Source organism: Brasilonema angustatum (genome assembly GCF_059505445.1).
The window spans coordinates 1-20,512 of record NZ_JCACKO010000037.1; the positions used below are offsets into that span (position 1 = coordinate 1).

Consider the following 20,512-nt stretch of genomic DNA (forward strand, 5'->3'; position numbering starts at 1 on the left):
TTCTATCCATGATTCTTTTATTCAGAATACCCGGAAAGTGACAGAAGAGGGATAGTTGCTAAAAATTAAAAAGCGACTCATCCTTTAGCAAAGTAGGGGTTTAGTAAGCACACTAACTCTTCTCCAACTTCTATTTCACTTGGAGGGAAACCCGCCTCATGCGCACTGGTCTGACTAAATTAAAGATTATGGTGAGGTCTTTCTGGGTGCGACTTGATAATCAATGAGACAAAGGGGTTAGCAAAACGCCAAAAACCCTTGAAAAGCAAACGATTTGAGGATTTTTTGAAGCGGGTGATGGGACTCGAACCCACGACATTCAGCTTGGGAAGCTGACGTTCTACCACTGAACTACACCCGCAAGTCAGGGTTAGTGCCGTTGTATAGTGTTAATCTTACCAGGTATTCCGACCAATGAGGGTTTGGTTTGGGATTGTTTTATGTGGGTGATCGCCAAGGAGATTTAGCAAACACTTTTGAGTTACCGAATTATCTGCGGACGGATGCTGCTTTATCCGCTTTTGCTTGCCGAATTTGGTCTTGCAGTACCGAATCATTCACCACAGCCATCACTTGACATTGTCGGTACAACTTTTTTTACTGATTTATTCTCAGCAACTATTGTTTTTAAAGATACACTTTGACTTAACAGACGCATTCCCCCAAAGGGAATAATACCTCCCAAACCTGTATTTACTAACAGTGGTATCATTCATCAAGGTGACTTTAGATACACTCCTCTTTTTTATCAGTTTGCATCTTCAAATACCACTGGTTCTTCCACTTTTAGTTATGAAAAACTTTCCATTTCCACAGTTGTCTCTCCAATTTTCCAAGCGCCATTAGGCAGTTGTGCTTAAAAAAATTTTAAATTAATTAATGTATATTAACTATAAGGTATTATCTCTGCCGTGATTTCTACATATTCCTCAAAGTTACGGATGATTATCGTCATGATTTTGTCAAGTAGGGGTAAAAGTGATCAAGATAAACCTGTATCACCACTTCCGTACTCGTTTAGGGCTATGTATAACTACGAAGGCATGATTGATGTTTTGGTCAATTCGTAAAGATTTGCTATAACCCCCATACACGCACTGCTAGCAGATATGCTTAAACTATAAACAGTTATAAAGAGTTATTTGCCTTTTTTTGAGTACTCCGACGGTCATCAAATTATCTAAATTTGAGATAAACCAATAATACATAATTTGGTATATAACAGAGTCACCAATATGTTTAATGCCACTGAAATCTTGATTGATGCGTTTGTCGCTCAAATTCGTGAAGGCTACCGTCGCACCTACGGCTGCCTGAAAAATGATTATCAAGATATTATAGGCTGGGCAGGTAATATGGCGTTGGAAAATATTGCCAACAGTGACGCCCTTTATCATAACGTAGAACATTCTATCCTAGTTACTTTGGTTGGACAAGAAATTTTGCGTGGCAAACATATCCGTGAAGGAGGTGTTTCTAATGAAGACTGGTTGCATTTTATTATATCCTTGGTCTGTCATGATATTGGTTATGTTAAAGGAGTTTGCCGACAAGACCGAGAGGATGAAGGTTTGTACGCAACAGGTAAAGATGGGAAAATGATTTTTCTTCGTTCTGGAGCTTCTGATGCGAGTCTGACACCTTATCATGTTGATCGGGGAAAGCTTTTTATTGATGAGCGTTTTGGCGGTCACAAATTGATAGATTCAGAAGTCATAAAGAACAATATTGAATTGACTCGGTTTCCAGTACCAGCTGTAGATGACCACCAAGATACAAATGATTTTGCAGGTTTAGTGCGTGCTGCAGATTTGATTGGACAACTGAGCGATCCACGTTATTTAAAAAAGATTACCTCTTTATTTTATGAGTTTGAAGAGATTGGAATGAATAAGGTGTTGGGTTATCAAAATCCTGCTGATTTACGCAAGAACTATGCCAAGTTCTACTGGAACGTCGTATATCCTTATATCAAGGATGCATTGCGCTACCTCTCGCTCACACAGCAAGGAAAGCAAATTATTGCTAATCTCTACTCAAATGTATTTGTTATAGAACATGAAAAACTTCAAGAAGAGCCTTTGTACCTGATTGAAAAACTCCCTGCTTAAAAATTGATAATTATAAATTTTCACAACGAAAAAGCTTTCACAATTGATGATTGATAATTTATAATTCATCATTTATGAGTCATAACTGGTAATTGCTATGAATTGGTGGCATCGACTAAACAAAAATCCTTTAGCAAGGTTTGGGGCAACTTTACTGTTGGTTTTTTATATAGCAGTCATTTTGGCTGATTTTGTCGCCCCTTACAACGCTTACACCTCACAACCAAATGGTTCTCTACTACCACCAACGCGTGTTTACTGGGTTTCTAAACAATCAGGGCAGTTTATTGGGCCTCACATTTATCCAACAACTCAGGGAGACACAAATTTAGAAACGGGCGATCGCCAAATCATCGTAAACTATAAAAAGCCTTGTCCCCTGAGACTATTTGTCACTGGACCTGAGTATCGTCTACTGCAGTTGAATTTACCTTTACCCCCAAAGTGGGAGGAGACAGAAATATTTGGTGGTATCCCGTTAAATATACATTTGTTTGGTGCTGTCGGTGAGGCAAAGTTTAACGTTTTAGGTACAGATGACCAAGGTCGAGATCAACTCAGTCGCCTGCTGTATGGTGGTCGTATAAGTCTGTTTATCGGTATTATTGGGGTTGCCCTAACCTTTCCCTTAGGGATGTTGATTGGGGGAATTTCTGGCTATTTCGGTGGCTGGCTTGACAGTGTCATTATGCGGTTGAGCGAAGTGCTAATGACTTTCCCTAGTATTTATCTTTTGGTAACCTTGGGTGCGGTACTACCGCCGGGGTTATCGAGTACCGAACGCTTTTTGCTGATTGTCGTGATTACTTCGTTTATTAGCTGGGCTGGATTAGCACGAGTTATTCGCGGACAAGTTCTCTCTATTAAAGAGAGAGAATACGTTCAAGCAGCAAAAGCAATGGGTGGCAATCCACTTTACATTATCGTGCGTCACGTATTGCCGCAAACCGCCACTTATATCATTATTTCAGCCACACTTTCTGTTCCTAGCTTTATTGGGGCAGAAGCAGTACTCAGTCTGATCGGGTTAGGAATTCAACAACCAGACCCCTCATGGGGTAATATGTTATCTCTTGCAACTAACGCCTCAATTTTAGTACTGCAACCTTGGCTAATCTGGCCTTCAGCTGTGTTGATTATTCTTACAGTGTTGGCTTTTAACTTGCTGGGTGATGGGCTAAGAGATGCTTTAGACCCTCGCAGTTTAAGAAGGTAGCTTCTACTCGGTTGTTCATCAGTTATCAGTTATCAGTCATCAATTCCTTGATAACTGTTCACTGTTCACTGTTCACTGTTCACTGTTCACTGATTTAAAGTGGGCAGGAGGAGAATCGAACTCCTATGACCGCAAGGTCGCCACATTTTGAGTGTGGTGCGTCTACCAGTTTCGCCACCCGCCCTTGGGTGCAACTTCACTATTATACTCTATTTTTTGATTTTGCAACAACTTTTGATAATCTTTGCTACTTGCCCAACGGTCAATTTCTCTGGCACGCAAAACGGGCACTGGGTGAGTTAACTGAGCTGTGCGGGCAGCTTTGACCATCTCACCTATCTCGGTCTTACTAATATCATCATAAGCACGAGCTTGGGCAATAAAAGCATCAAGGTTAAGTTGTGGTGCGATGGTGGGCGAACCACCAGCAAGTTTCATCAACACCGACATGACAACTTTCGGGTTTTGGGTTGCCAGCAATGCTGCGCGATCGCACGTAAACTCAGCACAGCGTACCCATTCCAAAAGTTGCGCCTGTATTGCTTGAGCAAGAAATGCTCCAACATTAGGCACCACTGTCGCAGCTAATATCAATATATTAACTGGAGTTAGGTAAACACTGTGGTCACACTTAAGGTGTCCCAATTCATGAGCAATCACAGCCTGGATTTCTTCTTGTTCGAGCATATCGATCAGCGAGGTGTGCAGCACAACAAAAGGCTGTTTTCCCCGCATCGCAAAAGTGTATGCATTTGGTGCTGGATGCTGCCTAATATAAAGCTGGGGAGGTTCAATATCCAGTATCTTGCAGGCTTCTAACAGCGACTTATGAAGATGGGGCAGTTGTTTTTCGCCGACTAGAACACTAGAAGCGATATTTTCTACATAAAAAATCTGCTCAGCCAATGGACCCAAAAGATTCCGCACCATCATATCCAAACCAGGTATCTGCTTCAGTGCTTTGGTTGCGTCTAGATCTAGCGGATGACGAAATGAATCTGCTTTGAGACCAATCAGTTGAGTCTTTGGCGTTAACATGGCGGAATCTTGCTGGGCAAATAAGGGAATTAAATAAATGTAGGACTGGTCTTTTGAATAGCCCCACACAAACAGTATAGCCATAGCAAAAGGAACAAGGAAGAATTTCTTCCTTGTCCTGTCGCTTTTGTGGTTTTTTGTATCTAAATAGAGATTCGCGCTTGAGGCTCAATGGGGGTACAAGCAACTTCCGCATTTACGTTTGCTACTGGCACCCGCTCGATTCTTGCTCCTAATTGCTGCAACTTTGCATCAAGTCTATCGTAGCCCCGATCTAAGTGTTGTAGTCCCTGAACTATGGTTTTTCCTTCTGCCGCGAGTCCCGCCAAAACTAACGCTGCTGATGCTCGCAAATCTGTTCCTAGTACGGGTGCACCTGATAACATCGACACTCCTCGAACAAAGGCAACGTTGCCTTTAATACGAATATCCGCCCCTAAGCGATTTAACTCTGAGGCGTGGCGCAAACGATTCTCAAACACAGATTCATTAATCAGGCTGTCACCTTCTGCCAGTGCCAGCAAAGCCATAAATGGCGCTTGCATATCTGTAGGAAAACCTGGATGGGGCAAAGTTTCAATATCAGTTGCCCTCAGCGTTTCTGCGCTCAGAGTACGTAGGCAGTTAGGTCCTTCCTCAATGATGCGCACTCCAATATCTTGCAGCTTGGTAATGATCGGTGTCAAATGTTCTGGTATCACAGGCGAGAGGGTAAGCTCTGAACGAGTGATTGCTGCGGCAACCAAAAACGTTCCTGCTTCAATGCGATCAGGAATAATCGTATATTCAGTTGAATGCAACTGTGGAACACCAACAATCGTAATTTTACTGGTTCCTGCTCCGTGTATCTTTGCTCCCATTGCAATACAGAAGTTTGCCAAATCAACGACCTCTGGCTCGCGTGCAGCATTTTCGATAATGGTTTCGCCCTCTGCAAGAGTCGCCGCCATCATCAGAGTTTCTGTTGCTCCCACGCTGGCAATATCCAAATATATCTTTGCTCCCTTCAATCGGCGACTAGTACCAGGAACATAGGCATTACAAATGCCATGCTCAATCTGTACTTCCGCTCCCATTGCTTGCAGTCCTCGAACATGCAGATCCACAGGTCTTGTGCCAATAGCACAGCCCCCCGGTAAAGGCATTTGCGCGACTCCCAGTCGTGCTAGCATCGGACCAATAGCAAAGAAACTTGCTCTCAACTGTGTGACCAGTTCATAAGGAGCCTTTGATGTTTTGATTTCTCTGGCATCAACTTCTAAAATGTCTCCTGTTTGCTTCAAGCCAACGCCTAAAGCTGATAAAACCTCACCTATCCGTGTCACGTCTGCCAATAACGGCACGTTACGAAGCCGACATTCGCCTGAACAGAGCAACGCTCCAGCCATGATCACCAGTGCTGAATTTTTGGCTCCGCTAATTTTTACATGACCTTGCAAAGGATGCCCACCCCATATTTGCAGGACTGAGGAGTCTGCTGTCGGGGAAGATTTGGCATCTGGTAAGCCGCCAGAAGGAATAATAAACTTACCCTCCAAAAAAACTGTTGATTTTATAAGTTTGAAGTTGGTTTCGATTCTACACGATAGTTTTTGATTGTCTACATCTTTCAACGGAAATTGATAAATTTCATTTATGGTTTTTTGACAGCAGATAATGAATCAACAACCTATCATACAATCTTTTCCGAAAACTAGATAATAGTAACAAAAATTACCTAAAAATCAAGAAACCGCTGATGTCAAAAACTAGGGGTGTAAGGGAGCCACTGCCGTGGGCGGGTCTCCCGACTTGAGGCATGTGGCGTGTGTAAGGGAATAGGGGTGTAAGGGAGTGATTAGTGGGGGCTTGAACCCACCACGCTATCATTGACGAGCAAAATCATAGATTTTGGTCGGGTTCGTGCGCTTTGCGCAAGATCTGTGCCTACGGCATAGGGGGCGCGATCGCTCCCTTTGGGAGCGCACTCAAAGGATAAACGCGCTTCAGTTCTGGCTCACGCCACATGCACGCCACTTGCTACAACGGGGGGAACCCTCCGCAGTCGCCACAACGGGGGGAACCCCCGCAAGGCGCTGCTCTGCGCAACGCAGTGGCTCCTCAACGCGCTTAACCCGCGCACGGTGAGACAGCGCTACAGGAGGGTCTCCCGCTCTCACGGCGACTGCGGAGCGCGCAGCGTGACCGGAGGTCATCCCCGATAGCCGTAAGGCGTGGCGTAAGCCATAGGGCAGTGGCTCCCCTACACCCCTACACCCTTAGCTTTGGTCAGAAATTAGGACTTGACAGATCTAAACAATTGAGTGACAATGAAAAACTGTTAATCAACAATAAAATTTGCGGAACTGGCGGAATTGGCAGACGCGCTAGATTCAGGTTCTAGTGCCGAAAGGCTTCCGGGTTCAAGTCCCGGGTTCCGCATACGAGAGGGAAGTGCTGAGTAACAAGTAAAAAAGGTTATTTGTTGGTAGACTATCTTGACTCACCACTCATGACTCAGAATTTTAATGTTAACAAGTTTACAAAATTCCCTAGTCAAGCAAATTCGCAAACTGCACTCCTCAAAAGAAAGACACCAGCAGCAGTTGTTTTTGGTAGAAGGGACGCACTTGTTAGAGGAAGCTTGTGCAGCGAATTACCCATTGGAAGCAGTGTGCAGTACACCAGAATGGCAAGACACCCATGCTGTGCTATGGCAAAAAGCTTGTGATCTTTGCGAACGAGCAGAAATTGTAAGTGAAGAGGTTTTAAAGGCGATCGCCACCACAGTACAACCAGATGGCGTAGTTGCGACGGCAAAAAGAAGCGATCGCCTTGGGGAAGTGCCGTTTACTGGTATAGTGCTAGGGTTGGAAACTGTACAAGATCCAGGCAACTTGGGTACGATAATTCGGACCGCAGCAGCAGCTGGGGCTTCTGGGTTGTGGCTGAGTGAAGATAGTGTGGATTTAGACAATCCAAAAGTATTACGTGCTTCTGCTGGACAGTGGTTTCGCCTAGCAATGGCGATGAGTCCCGATTTGAAAACGACAGTCCAGCAAAGTAGGGAAGCAGGAATGCAGGTTGTTGCAACCTTACCCAGTGCTACTTTGACTTATTGGGATGTAGACTGGCGCAAACCCAGTTTAATTTTGTTAGGGAATGAAGGTGCTGGTTTGTCAAAAGAATTGACAGCAGTAGCAGATTTACAAGTAAAAATTCCCCTGAGTCCAGGGGTAGAATCTTTAAACGTGGCAATTACTGCCGCTTTAATGTTGTACGAAGCGCAAAGGCAAATTTTTCAAAGTAAAGAGGGAACAGGGAACAGGGAACAGTGAACAGTGAACAGTGAACAGTGAACAGTGAACAAGGGGTGGACGAGTCGGTTTCCTACCTGATAACTGATAACTGATAACTGATAACTGATAACTGATAACTGGTTAACATAAACTGTACAGAGTTCTGTTCAACAATCAAATAGGAGTCCTATATTATAAGAATTTTGTTCACAGGTGCTCACTGATCCAAGTATGATCAAATATTGATTGATAAATCCGGTTATGCACTTTTAAAACACCCTGTTGCTTGACGACTAGACCTGACAATAGCAACTCTTTTTCTTCTGGACTATCAACAGAGACGACTTCTTGTTGATCCAAAATGTGTCGATATAGTTCTAGTAGGCGAGATGATTTTAGCTCGGTGTTGAGAATGCGATTGCGCTCTGCGCAGCGGCAAAGCCGATCGCGTATGGTTCTCAAATGCTCTGGCTCATCCTGAGATTCCCAATTCTTGATCACATAATTTCGCACTAAATTCTCAACCCATTGCGCTTCACCGTTTGTCGGAATAGGAGATGAACAACGGCGTATGAATTTACAAAGCTTTTGAGTCAGAAAAGGTTGACCGTTTGTCCAGGCTAACACTTCTTTGAGCACAACTTGTGGATTACTGACTTTATCTGTCAATCCATAAAGCAAAGGTTGAGCTTCATGGATTTGAAAGCCATTAAGTTGAATTGCTTGACCGATATTGAAGGGTGTTCTTTGAGGATCAGTTATCAAATCAGAAGGTGTTGCGACTCCAAACAAAGCAAAAGTTAAACGTTGATACTCTGGATTAATACCGCGTTGATTAAAGCAGAAGCGAATCAAAGCAAAAAAGTCATTAACAGGAAAATTCAAGCCCAAAACAGTATCAATTTCATCGACAAAGATAAATATCTTTTCACTCTCAACCTGAGCTAGTATGATTTCCTCTATAAACCGACTCAAGCACTGAATAGACGATAAATCTTTTTGTTCATTCCACCACGCTTTCAGATTCACCTTTCCAAACAAATTAAAATTTTGCCATAACTCCACAGCAAATCCCTTGTACCATTGAGCAGGAGTGACGTTTTCAGTACCAAGGCGAGTGATATCTACCGCTGCACAGCTAAACCCCTCTTGCTGGAGACGATGCATCATGCATACCATGAGGCTTGACTTACCCATTTGGCGTGCATTCAGAATGTAACAAAACTCTCCGCGCTTGAGTGCTTGATACAGGAGACGATCTGCAGAACGCACCACATAAGTAGGAGCATTCATTGGTAAACTACCCCCAACTTGATAATCAAACGTTGAGGATTCTTCTGTACTTCTGAGCAAAGCGTTTTCAAAAACCAGTTCAGCTTGAGTCGCTTTCAGAATTTCTAATGTTTGAGACAGTTGGCGAGTACGTTCCTCGACTTTTTCTTCCAAGGTAGAGTTGGACTGGGCTAATGCATCTTTTGCCTGCTGCAAAGCTGCGTTTTTGTGTGCGAGTTCTTGGGAAAACGAAATCCGTTCAGCTTCCGCCTGTTTGCGTTGGGTAATATCAGTAAAGGCGGCTATAGCATAAATCATTTTTCCCTTATCATCATAAATTGGGGTTGCTGACACCTCTATGGGAACCATTTTGTCAGCTTGCTGAAGCACCATATCATCGACGGTTACACTTTCGCCGTTAAACGCTCGTAAAATGGGTTGCTCCTCAAAGGGGTATAACTGATTTGTCCCCGCTACATAAGCTTGATAAATTTCCGGAAATTCAGTGGCTGTAATTTCAGTTACCATTCTCTTACCAAGTATCTGCTGTGCCCTCTGATTGGTATAGTAGGGTTGACCGTTGGCATCAATGACAAATATTCCTACTGGCACAGCTTCCAGAAATTGAGTCAATTTTTGCTCACTTTCGCGCAATGCTTCCTCAGCTCGCAGGCGTTCCGCCACCTCTTGTTGTAAACGAGTTAATAACTCTGCTTGAGCCTGCTGTGCTAAACGCTCTTGTTCGTGCGCTGCTTTCATTCGCTGCACATGGTGCAGAGTTTTGTTGGTTGTGATTTCTAAATCTTGAAAATTTATCGGCTTAGTCAGAAAGTCAAAAGCACCCCAATTCATTGCCGTTCTAATATTTTCTATATCGCCATGGGCAGAAATAATAACTGCTTTAATGATGGGATATAACTCATTGAGTTTAGTCAGTAAAGTCAGCCCATCCATTTCTGGCATATAGATATCAGTTAAAACGATATCTATATCCGGTTCGGCTTGTAGCTTTTCTAGTGCTTCTAAACCATTTTGAGCAAAAATTAATTGAAATTGCTTTTGCCGAATTTTTTTTCGAAATGCCTGACAAAGGAGTGTTTCTAGGTCAGGTTCATCATCCACAACCAGTATTTTTGTTGCCATATTTTTTCTCTGATTGGGATTGTTTATATAGTAAAGATTTTTTGCTTCAGTTTGTCAAATTCAATTGGTTTTGTAATATATTCATCTGCACCATATTTTTGAGCAATTAAATAATTAAATTCATCGTCATAAGCAGTAATTACAAAAACTTTTAGCTTCGGAAAATTTTCTTTAAGAATTTTGAGTAATTCTAAGCCACTCATCCCAGGCATATTGATATCTGCTAAAATCACAGATAAGCATTCTATAAGTTTATTCTGAGTTTGTATTTTTTCGAGTGCTTCCTCTGCGGAGAGGATAAAATGCAAACTAATCTGATTTTGTTTAAGTTCTTTTCTAAATTTTTGCTCGAATAAAAATTGAACATCTTGTTCATCGTCTACAACCATGATTTTCATGTTTCATCTTCCTTACGGAACAACTTTGGGTAGAGTGATGATAAATTTTGTATAACTACCCATTTCTGTTTCTACCCTGATATTTCCTTGATGCTGGACAATAATATCATGAGTAATAGATAAACCCAAACCAGTTCCCTCACCAGGTGGCTTGGTGGTGAAAAAAGGATTAAAAATCTTATCTAGCACTTTCTGAGGAATGCCTTCGCCATTATCTCGGATGTGTATCTCTACTTGCTCACCCAAATCTTTTGTCCTTACAAAAAGGATAGACGAAAAACCCTCACCCTCGTACCCTGGCTCAGCATACAAACGCTTTTTATTTTTACACGCTGCATAGCAAGCATTATTAATGATATTTATAAAAGCACGACTCATGCTCTGCGGCACAACACTGAGTTTACCAAGGTTATCATCATATTCAGTTTCTATGTTGATGTTAAAGGAAGGGTTTTTGGCACGCATTCCGTGATAAGTTAGACTAATAGCCTCAGCTAGCAAGGCGTTGATGTCAGTCAGTTGTCGATCGCCAGTTTGCCCCCGTGAGTGCATGAGCATCCCACGCACTATATTATCTGCTCTTGTGCCATGCTCATTGATTTTTTTAGCATTTTGTTTCAAATCGTTTAATATTTCTTCTATGTATTCTCTAGATTCTGGATCTAATCGGTCTTTTTGACTTGAAATCTCTTCAAGCAGTTCCTGGGTTAATTCTACAGAAAGTTCAGCAAAATTGTTAACAAAGTTTAAGGGATTCTTGATTTCATGGGCAATACCTGCTGTCAAAGCTCCTAAAGAAGCCAATTTCTCTTGTGCGATAATTTGAGATTGAGTCGCTTTAAGCTTTTGCAAGAGATTTGCTAATTCCTGATTCTTCTGTTGTAATTCCTGAGTCCTCTGTTTCACTTTTTGTTCCAGAGTTCGGCTATGATCCTCTAACTGCTCGTAAAGACGGGAATTTTCAATTGAGATAGCGGCTTGAGCAGAAAGGATTCTTAACACTTCGACACGTTCTGGAGTAAATACACCTGTTGTAAGATTATTTTCCAGATATAAAATGCCGCTGAGTTTGGCTTTATACAATAAAGGAATGCAGAGAATGGATTTGGATTGAGCGGTGACAATGTAGCGATCGCGGGTAAATTGTCCTTCATGCAGAGCATCATTTAAGACCACATTTTCGCGAGTGCGGGCGACATAGTTAATGATGGCAGTTGATAAAAGGGGGTGTAAATCATCGGTATTTACTGATTTTATTGGTATTGATTGCAGAATGGTAACTTCATCCGAATCTGCACTTCCTGTAGCTTCGATCACCCAGTTATCCTCCTCGTTAAGAGGCTTTATCTGGGAACCCAGAATCAGAAAGCCTTTTTGTGCTCCTGCATTCTCAATCACGATTTTCATCAAGTTTGCAAGTAAGTTGTGTAGAATGATTTCGCCGGAAATCGTTTGTGTTCCTTTAAGTACACTTAGTAAATCTAATACATGGGATGTATTTTGCCCCGTTGTTGATGTGGATAAAGTCGTCTTAAGATCAGTTTTATGAGCTTGACTCAGAAATTGTGGGTATTGGGCTTCCAAATCTTTTACTTTGGCTGTAGCCCCCCAGAGTTGATAGGCGTAGTGAGCATCTTGCAAATAGTGACGAGCAAGATGATCTTGGTTTCTATCTATATAAAACTTTGCTGCTAATTCATAAGCGAGGGCTTCTTCGTTGATATATTCATATTCGTGTGCTAAAGCAATAGCGCGATCATAATATTCCCTAGCCTCTCTATTTTTGCCCAACACGCGATCGCGTTCAGCCTCCACTAGATAAAATTTGTGTAGATAATTCATGGGAGCATGATCTGCCCATTTTTTCATTTTCTTCTGGTTATTAGTAACTTGTTTTAAAATAAATTTTTGTTGTGACTCAGGAACATCCTTGAAAACGGCGAGTCGTGCTAAAGAATCATAGAGATAGAATAGAGGAACAAGGAGTGAGGCTGTAGCACTCCCTAAATACTTTTGAGCGAGTTCTGCATTTTTAACAGCTTCATGGTAATTATGAAATAAATAACAAAGAATCATTTTGTGGAAATAGATATTACAAATCGCGGTTTTATCATTCGCTTCCAAATGAAGTGGAAGCATTTTCTCTTCGTTGTAAGGTTCACCTCTGAATTGGCAAGAAAACTTCTCCTCAGATTGATCCATTAATTGCGAGATGGCTCGGTGTAATATTTGTAAATAATTGAATATAGTTTGTTGTTTTAGCTGATTCATAGCCTGACTATATGAGCAAATCTGCTGTTCAAGTTCTCTCAAACTTTCCCCAACACAATATGCATTAAAACAATACATAAATGCGGAATAACCGCAAAATTCAAAATCTCCATTTTTTATGCCTGTTTTATAGGCTTCTTCCAGTGGTTCTAAAGTTTTGTTTCCATGCTCTTTCCAATTTTTAATAAAACCATTTATTATATGCATGACTCTATTTTCTTTACGTTTTATATGAAATTTTTCTAAAGTTTTTATACCAAGTTTACCAAATCTATACCCAGAATCAATATCTCCCACAACTCCACAAAGAATCATCCCGTAAGCAGCATAGACAAAAGCAGAGTCAAAAGTATTTCCATATTGAATTAATAAATTAATTTCTTTAAAAACAATAAGAGAATATAGAGGTGGAGAAGCCAAATATGCTGCTACTCTTACTTGAGATAATAAGTTTATTGCAGCATATTTATAGGAATCAGTCATTGTTGGTAAGTCAATCAAGTCTTCAATTCGATGTCCTGCCAAAGATATTTTTGTCTTTAGTAAACCAATCAAAATATTCGATTGACTCAGTGTATCTGGAAAATTTACTCCCAAAGATTTCACAACTGGTAGCACAATTTCTAAAGCCAACAATGGCTGATTTTGTGCCATATAGGCTTGGATTTTAACTTCATATATTTTTATTGTATCCAGCAAAGTTTTAGCATTACACAGTACCACCTCGGCCAATCTCTCCATCTCCTCAAAATTAGTGTTGAGATATGCTGTTTCTGTCGCTTCCACATACAACGCCAGTGTGAAATCATACTGCTTATCCCAGCTATTTTCAGCCAACAATTCTATGCCAATTTGCAGATATCTCAATGCTGGTTCATACGCGACTGATCCTTTCGCTCTTTTACCAGCCATTAAATTAAGCGAAGCTAATTCATCTCGATATGACTGATGATTTATTAATTCAATGCTCAAGTTTAATTGGTTAACAATATCAAAAATTTTCCGTTCTTGCTTATCTTGTGGAGTATTTTTCAGCAGCAGTTGACCTACTTTTTGATGAACCGCGCTTCTGTGTTCTGGCGGAATCAAAAAATATGCTGCTTGCTGAATTCTGTCATGGGCAAACTTGTATTCACCCTTGACAGAGTCTGTTTCTTGTGACGAATCTGAATCAATCGACTTGTAAGTATCTTTCAAGAGTAAGATGAAACCTTCCTCAATTGGTTCACGCAGTGATTTCAATATTTCTTCTGGTAATTTTTCAGAAATATTTGCTATTGTTTGAATATCAAATTGATGACCTATGCAAGCTGCTAGCTTCAACACCTCTTGCGTATCCGAAGATAACTTCTGAATCTTGCTCACCATTAGTTCAACGACGTTATCTGTAAAGTCTCTCGCTTGAATTTGCTCCAAATTCCATCGCCATATTCTCTCATAGGTAACAGGAGATAAATCAAAGTCTACTAATCTTTCTTGATATAATGATTGCAAAAACTGGTTGACAAAGAAAGGATTGCCATTCGTTTTACGAATAACTAATTCTGCTAGGCATTTTCCTTGATCAAAAGAGCAATTAAAGCTATCTACAATTAACTGATTAACATTTTCTAAATCCAAAGGCTCAAGGTGAAGAGAATTGACAATCGTCCCAAATTGTTGGATTTTATCTAATGTTAGCTTCAATAGATGGTTCCCATCCACTTCATTATCACGGTACGAACCAATCAAAAATAAATATTGACTATTTTCTGCTGTCATCAGCAGTTGTATCAATTGCATTGAAGCATTATCTACCCACTGTAAATCATCTATAAATATGACTAGTGGATGTTCTGGTTGGGTAAAAACTTGAATAAAGTTTTGAAATATTAGATGAAAGCGATTTTGAAATTCTGTCGATGACAATACAGGAACTGATGATTGCTTACCAACAATTAATTCTACTTCCGGGATGATATCAATAAGCATTTGACCATTAGAGCCAAATGCTTCTAATAATTTTTTTCTCCAGAAATTAATCTGTGATTCACTTTCGGTTAACAGTTGTTTGATTAATTGCTGAAAGGCTTGAATCAATCCTGAATAAGGAATATTGCGAGAGAATTCATCAAACTTACCAGAAATGAAATAACCTTGCTGTTGGTTCAAGAATTTATAAAATTCTTGAACCAAAGCTGATTTTCCAACTCCTGAATATCCAGATATCAACATCATTTCACTTCTAGGAGGTGTATCATGATTTATATCACTCACTCTCCCAAATGCTGTGAGTAGAGTTTCAATTTCTCGTTCTCTGTGATATAATTTTTGGATAATTTGAAATTTCTGAGAAACATCTTGGCAAGCGATGGGTAAATTTGAAATTTTACCGTTTGCCACGAGTTGGAATAAACTTTGCTCTAAATCTGCTTTGATTCCCCAGGCACTTTGGTATCTATCATCAGCATTTTTCGCCAACAATTTCATCACAAGATTGGAAATAACCAGGGGAATCTCTGGATTGACTTTATGAGGAGGTACAGGTTGTTTAGCAATATGACAATGTACTAACTCCATCAAATCAGTTGTTTCAAAAGGCAATTGACTGGTTAGCAGTTCATAAAAGGTTACTCCTAAAGAGTAAAAATCAGCACGGTAATCGAATGAACGATTCATTCTACCAGTTAACTCTGGCGAAGTATAGGCTGGAGTACCTTCTAAAGTATCGACATTTTTAGTTATGAAACTTTTTTGATAAAAAACTGTCGAAATACCAAAGTCAATAAGTTTGATTTCTCCGTTTTTTGAGTTATAAACGATATTGGAAGGATTAAGATCTTTGTGGATAATGTTAGCCGAGTGTATTCTTGCTAAATTATCAACACTCTGTATGGCGATTAAAAGAAATTCTGCTAGTGTTAATTTTCTAGTATTGATGAAAGATTTTAAAGATTCGCCACCAAAATCCTCCAAAATAATAACTAAAGTCCTCTGATATTTAACTAACGTGTACGCATTTATCACTCCAGATATATTTAACGAACTAATTATTTCAAATTCCTGTTTGTACCTAGCCAGTTCCTCAGGAGTGGGATATTCCTTGTTCAAAACCTTGAGAATAACAGGTTTTTTATCCTGAGTTCGGATACCTCGATAAACCAGGGTATTAGCACTTTCGTAGATATGCGTACTAACTTCAATGCCAGGAATTGTAATCATAGTCCAGGATGTACTTATCTAAATCTGTATTTTGTATCTTTACAAAATTTATCTCGTTTCCATGCATAGCATGGAAACGAGATAAATGGTATTGTCATGAATAACTATTCAACAATTTCAACAGTTCACTTAACTGATTTTCCCTCAAAATACGGATAAACTTCCGTCTCAAACAACTGTTGAATATCTGGAGAATTTTTCTTGACTTGCTCTTGATAATCTTCGCGCACGGGACAGTTATAAGTAGCTGTACGGGGTGCAATTTTTGGTAACCAAGTTGTATGTATTGTATAACTAAAATTTAGCTCGGGATGACCAAGTTTGCAAACAGGTCCTTGAGCAAGATTATTAGCATCAAAAATCCAGATTTCATCGCTGTTTTCTGAAGCAACGGTACAAACAATGTAACCATCTGTTGAACTTCCATCACCATGAAGGCGGGGTACAAATTGCGGAGATAAAATCATGTGACTGTTCGATTTACCATCTTCATAAGTAACAGGGAACTCATAGGCGTCAGCAATTTTCATGTCTATTGTATTTAGACGGAATAGACACGAAGGTCTGTTTTGTCGATTGTTTGCTTGAAGTAGTTTCTTTGGTGACACTATCCGGTTTTCATTATCTTTGTACAAATCGAAGATAAATTTTGTGAATAGTTCTTGCCAAAAACCTGAAGACTGCCAGTAAATATTTTCTAGCTGTCCTGATGGTAGACCTGTTGATAAGCGATCGCAGTAAGTGTAAAGTCCTACCCCCCAAGTATACCTGGAATTAGATAACACATTTGATTCAAGAATCTCTCCGCTTTCACCATCTATAATGTAGCGACCATTACGGCTAACGTCTGTGACGCTAGTCAGCATACCTACTAGATTCGAGGGTACGGAAGTTTCAGGATTAGAGGCGAAATTATCACTCTGACGCACCCACTCAGCGACATCTGCACTGTTATGGGTTACGTGAAGCGTAATTTTGTTGTCTGGATTGTTGTAATCTGATACAAAGTGGATTGTAGCTTCTGGAAGAACTATCTTCTGCGCGACAACTTTCACTTCCTGCTGACTCACTTGGGGGCGTTGTCCGTTTTTCAAGTCTGCACGGCGGACAATATAAAGTGTCGTCTCAGGTAACACGGGCAGTGTGAGTAACTTTCTTGTGAGTTTCTCTACTTTTTGATTCCAGGGACAAAGATTGTTGAATGCTTGAGCAATTCCAACTTTGAAATTTGTGTCTATGAGAATAACATAGTCTTTAGTGATTCCAATCTGATGCAAAGATTGCGAAATCTCAACAGGAGTTTCATCCGCCAGCACTAACTTCCATCTTTCAAGGTGACTAACTAAATCCCAACGGATAATATAAACAAAATCCTGAGGTACAAAATTGGTAACTGGTGAAACAACTTTACCAAAGAGTTGACGAAGTTTATCAGAAACCTGAGAAAAGGTTTTGAAAATACCTTTATCCAAAAAATCATCAACTTCATCAAGAAATTTATCCAATTCCTCAACCGAAGGTATAGTTTCGATAAAATTAGACAGCGATCGCCCATAATTGACGGTAAAAACTTCACGAGTGTGAGCGTCAAAACTGGGATGGGCTGTTGTTAAAACGGGTGGAAACGGAAAGTTCAGCTTAATCTCTGGACGCCACTCTTTATTTGTTCCAATAGGTGTGATAACTTCAAGAGTTTCGGGATCAATCTCATAGGGACGACCAGCATCACAACTAACTAGCAAGCGTTCAGATTCTTCTCCATCATACATCGGCACAAAAGCAGTATTTAACTGATTGCGAGAGCCTAGCTGAGTGGAGAATCGTGAGATGCCAAAATTGCGGAATCCATATTTAGCATATTTTGTTTCAGGTTGAGTTGCCATGTCGGCGTAGTAACATGGTGGTTTGGTAATTCGTGTCTTTAAACCAACTTCTCCCTTTTGATCAAAATCGAGTCTGTAAATCATCCCATCACTGTTGAAGATTGGATCGCCACTACTGTAGGGAAGTCCGCCAGAATTGATAGAACCCACTGGACCCATAATGAAAATATGACCGTGCAGTCCTTCTGGGAGTTTTTTGTCTGGCAATTTTGACTCAAGAATATTCAGCTTGATGTCGATTTCTTGGCGACTGGCGTTAGTTACAGAATCGGGAACAGACGCCCAAGTTGTGAAAGGAAATTTGGGATAGACGGCTTCTTCAAACAATTTTTGGATTTCACGATGCTGTTGTTTCACCCGATCCTGATAATCTTCACGCACAGGGATGTAGTAGTTTGATGTACGTGGTGCAATTTTGGGTAACCAATTGGTGTGGGTGGTAAATCCAAACTTAAGTTGGGGATGACTCAGCTTGCAAATGGGACCTTGATCCAAATGATTGGCGTCAAAAATCCAAATTTCGCTTTTTTCAGGGTTGTCAGAAAGAACCGTACACACGATATAACCGTCAGTTGAGCTACCATTACTATGAGTTCGTGGTACAAACTGAATTGAGTTACCAAAGTACCCTGGATCGAATTTGTAACTGTCGGCGATCGCCATCTTTTCCTTAGAGTCTGTGACTAACCGACATATGTTTGCTGGTCTTCCCTCCTGTGTTATTTTCATAACTTCATGCATCGGTAAATTCCGATTAGGATAATTCTCATACAGCTTCACAAGAAAATCAGATAGCCGTTCTGTTGAACATCCCCAAGAGTTCCAGTAAAGATTATCGATCTTTTTCGAGGTCGTGTGCTCATTATATGTGTTGATTGCAGCAGCCCAAGTCAAGTGCTGTAGTTCCTCGGGATCTCTAATAATTCTAGATTTTTCCCAATCCAGTTCTCCATTCTCCGCAGAAATCACATATCGCCCTAAAGGGTGAATGTCTGCTGAACCAGATATCATTCCTACCGGACGCTGTAGCTCTAATGGTGTATCATATTCCCGCAGCCATTCAGATGCATCCCAGCCAGAACTGTGAGCAGCATGAAATGTAATTTGGTTTTGAGGATTGTCATAGTCAACTTGAAAGTGAATAATTGCTCCCGGTATTTCCACCTTCTGTGCGACGATTTTAACTTCGTTTTGACTAGATGCTGGACGCTGTCCAGCTGTCAAATCGGCACGGCGCACAATATATAATGAAGTATTATCTGATACTGGTTCATTTAGAACTTCTCTCACCAGATTTTCTAGCTTCTTATTCTTGATAATTGGTTTGGTAATCAGCTGTTCCGGACCAACTTTGAAGCCTGTGTCCACCAACACCACATAATCCTGCGTCACCCCAATTTGATGTATTGTTTGCCTAATCTTAATTGGTGAACCATCAGGAAGGGTCACGTGCCATCTTTCTAACTCACTTTTACCATCCCAGCGAATCAGATAAACAAAATCGTCAATTTGATCCAATCCTCCCAGCATTTGCAGGCTGATTCCCATCAGTTGTTTTAATTCACTGAACAGTTCGCGAGCATTTTCTTCTTTTTCTTCTATCTCTTCTTTCTCTTTTTTGACTAGATCTCCCAATCTTTGCCAAAGACTTTTAAGACGTTCTGGACTTTCATCAATTTCTTGGTTGACAATTTCCCGAGGAATTTCTTTTTCGATTTCTAAGTTTTTTATGTTCTGCTTATCTGCCGGTAATCTTGCAAACCTTCCAATAATTGCTTTGAAAACTTGTGATAAATTTTCTACATCAGATTTAAATATAGTTGATAAAAGAGTCCGTAATGACTTACCATAATTGACTGTGAACAGCTCATTGGTGTGGGTATCAAAGTAAGGATGTGCCGTATTCATCACCATTTCAAAAGGAAGATTGAGTGGTAATTGTTCTCTCCACTCTGTGTTCGATCCTACAGGCGTTACAATTTCAAGAGAATGTGTATCTATTTCGTAGGGACGACCGACGTCACAAGTTACCATCATACGTTCATTTTCGTCCCCAAATTTCATCGGCACCAATGCTGTGTTTGCGACACTGCGAACACCTAATGAGGGTGACAAACGTGCCAAGCCAAAATTGCGGAATCTATACTCTTGATATTCACTTCCTGATATTGTTGCCTCATCGGCATAGTAGCATGGCGTTTTAGCAATTTTTGACTTTAACCCCACTGTCCCGGCTTTATCAAAGTCAAGCCGATAAATCATCCCATTGCCATTAGGAAGTGGTGTACCATCCTTAGATGGAAAGACAAGATTACCATCTCGTTTGGAGTTGACATGTCCTACTGGAGCTAAGATAAAAACATGACCAGACAAGTCATCTGGTAGTGTTCCATCAACAATCATCTGAGTATCTGATAGTTCTTCTTGGCGAACACTCAAAATAGACTTTGGAATTACGTTAGTCATATCAGCTTACCGTTTATTAATTTGAGCGAATCCGGCTCAAGTGAGTCTGACTTTTCCTGCCATCATCTTTGTTCCGAGGCTTAAATTCAATACGCTTGCTGTTAAGGGTTGCTCCTCCCTTGCCCTCCTTAAAAAGGAGGGAACTAAGCCCCCTTTTTAAGGGGAGCCAGTGCGTTGCGGAGCCAGTGCTGCAGGAGGGTTTCCCTCCGTAGGCATCTGGCGTTGGGGTTCCCCC

Annotated in this window: 10 protein-coding genes and 3 tRNA genes; 5 read left to right on the top strand and 8 right to left on the bottom strand. The window is 40.6% G+C overall.

Going from position 1 to position 20,512, the window contains the following annotated elements; genetic code table 11:
• Positions 1-289: 289 nt before the first annotated feature.
• Positions 290-361, bottom strand: a tRNA-Gly gene (locus tag AC5JM2_RS09200).
• Between the two features lie 66 nt (positions 362-427).
• Here AC5JM2_RS09200 and AC5JM2_RS09205 point away from each other — a divergent pair.
• The 3 genes from AC5JM2_RS09205 (at position 428) to AC5JM2_RS09215 (ending at position 3,327) form a co-directional block, all read left to right on the top strand.
• A complete protein-coding gene (locus AC5JM2_RS09205; protein ID WP_495834593.1) occupies positions 428-577 on the top strand; it encodes a hypothetical protein in 150 nt (49 codons plus the stop codon).
• 658 nt (positions 578-1,235) lie between these two features.
• Positions 1,236-2,111 carry an Npun_R2479 family HD domain-containing metalloprotein gene (locus AC5JM2_RS09210; RefSeq protein ID WP_495834594.1) on the top strand — a complete coding sequence of 292 codons (876 nt, stop codon included), beginning with the start codon at positions 1,236-1,238 and terminating at the stop codon, positions 2,109-2,111.
• Between the two features lie 97 nt (positions 2,112-2,208).
• Positions 2,209-3,327 carry an ABC transporter permease gene (locus AC5JM2_RS09215; protein WP_495834595.1) on the top strand — a complete coding sequence of 373 codons (1,119 nt, stop codon included), beginning with the start codon at positions 2,209-2,211 and terminating at the stop codon, positions 3,325-3,327.
• Positions 3,328-3,427: 100 nt separating this feature from the next.
• Here AC5JM2_RS09215 and AC5JM2_RS09220 read toward each other — a convergent pair.
• From AC5JM2_RS09220 to murA, 3 genes are all read right to left on the bottom strand, one after another.
• Positions 3,428-3,511: transfer RNA gene (locus AC5JM2_RS09220), tRNA-Leu, on the bottom strand.
• Complete coding sequence (locus tag AC5JM2_RS09225) at positions 3,490-4,365, bottom strand: M48 family metallopeptidase (protein WP_495834620.1); 876 nt, start codon at positions 4,363-4,365, stop codon at positions 3,490-3,492. Before AC5JM2_RS09225 ends, AC5JM2_RS09220 begins: the two co-directional genes overlap by 22 nt.
• A gap of 143 nt (positions 4,366-4,508) precedes the next feature.
• Positions 4,509-5,903, bottom strand: a complete 1,395-nt coding sequence (gene murA / locus AC5JM2_RS09230; protein ID WP_495834596.1) for a UDP-N-acetylglucosamine 1-carboxyvinyltransferase — start codon at positions 5,901-5,903, stop codon at positions 4,509-4,511.
• Between the two features lie 801 nt (positions 5,904-6,704).
• On the opposite strand from murA, the gene AC5JM2_RS09235 reads away from it, so the two are divergent.
• A tRNA-Leu gene (locus AC5JM2_RS09235) sits at positions 6,705-6,786 on the top strand.
• 86 nt (positions 6,787-6,872) lie between these two features.
• A complete protein-coding gene (locus AC5JM2_RS09240; RefSeq protein ID WP_495834597.1) occupies positions 6,873-7,682 on the top strand; it encodes a TrmH family RNA methyltransferase in 810 nt (269 codons plus the stop codon).
• Between the two features lie 168 nt (positions 7,683-7,850).
• On the opposite strand, the gene AC5JM2_RS09245 is transcribed toward AC5JM2_RS09240, so the two are convergent.
• The 4 genes from AC5JM2_RS09245 to AC5JM2_RS09260 all read right to left on the bottom strand — a co-directional run bounded on the left by AC5JM2_RS09245 (position 7,851) and on the right by AC5JM2_RS09260 (position 20,277).
• Complete coding sequence (locus AC5JM2_RS09245) at positions 7,851-10,058, bottom strand: AAA-like domain-containing protein (RefSeq protein ID WP_495834598.1); 2,208 nt, start codon at positions 10,056-10,058, stop codon at positions 7,851-7,853.
• 23 nt (positions 10,059-10,081) lie between these two features.
• The gene (locus AC5JM2_RS09250; protein WP_495834599.1) at positions 10,082-10,456 is read right to left on the bottom strand and encodes a response regulator; all 375 of its coding nucleotides are present in this window, start codon (positions 10,454-10,456) and stop codon (positions 10,082-10,084) included.
• A gap of 12 nt (positions 10,457-10,468) precedes the next feature.
• Positions 10,469-15,928, bottom strand: coding sequence for a trifunctional serine/threonine-protein kinase/ATP-binding protein/sensor histidine kinase (locus AC5JM2_RS09255; RefSeq protein WP_495834600.1), 5,460 nt, complete (start codon positions 15,926-15,928; stop codon positions 10,469-10,471).
• 125 nt (positions 15,929-16,053) lie between these two features.
• On the bottom strand, positions 16,054-20,277 hold the full coding sequence (locus AC5JM2_RS09260; protein WP_495834601.1) for a carotenoid oxygenase family protein: 4,224 nt from the start codon (positions 20,275-20,277) through the stop codon (positions 16,054-16,056).
• Between the last annotated feature and the right edge of the window lie 235 nt (positions 20,278-20,512).

Bases quoted from the DNA above. Each gene is read 5' to 3' on its own strand.
- AC5JM2_RS09250 (WP_495834599.1), bottom strand. From the start codon at position 10,456: ATGAAAATCATGGTTGTAGACGATGAACAAGATGTTCAATTTTTATTC.
- AC5JM2_RS09210 (WP_495834594.1), top strand. From the start codon at position 1,236: ATGTTTAATGCCACTGAAATCTTGATTGATGCGTTTGTCGCTCAAATT.
- AC5JM2_RS09225 (WP_495834620.1), bottom strand. From the start codon at position 4,365: ATGTTAACGCCAAAGACTCAACTGATTGGTCTCAAAGCAGATTCATTT.
- AC5JM2_RS09240 (WP_495834597.1), top strand. From the start codon at position 6,873: ATGTTAACAAGTTTACAAAATTCCCTAGTCAAGCAAATTCGCAAACTG.
- AC5JM2_RS09255 (WP_495834600.1), bottom strand. From the start codon at position 15,928: ATGATTACAATTCCTGGCATTGAAGTTAGTACGCATATCTACGAAAGT.
- AC5JM2_RS09215 (WP_495834595.1), top strand. From the start codon at position 2,209: ATGAATTGGTGGCATCGACTAAACAAAAATCCTTTAGCAAGGTTTGGG.
- AC5JM2_RS09260 (WP_495834601.1), bottom strand. From the start codon at position 20,277: ATGACTAACGTAATTCCAAAGTCTATTTTGAGTGTTCGCCAAGAAGAA.
- AC5JM2_RS09245 (WP_495834598.1), bottom strand. From the start codon at position 10,058: ATGGCAACAAAAATACTGGTTGTGGATGATGAACCTGACCTAGAAACA.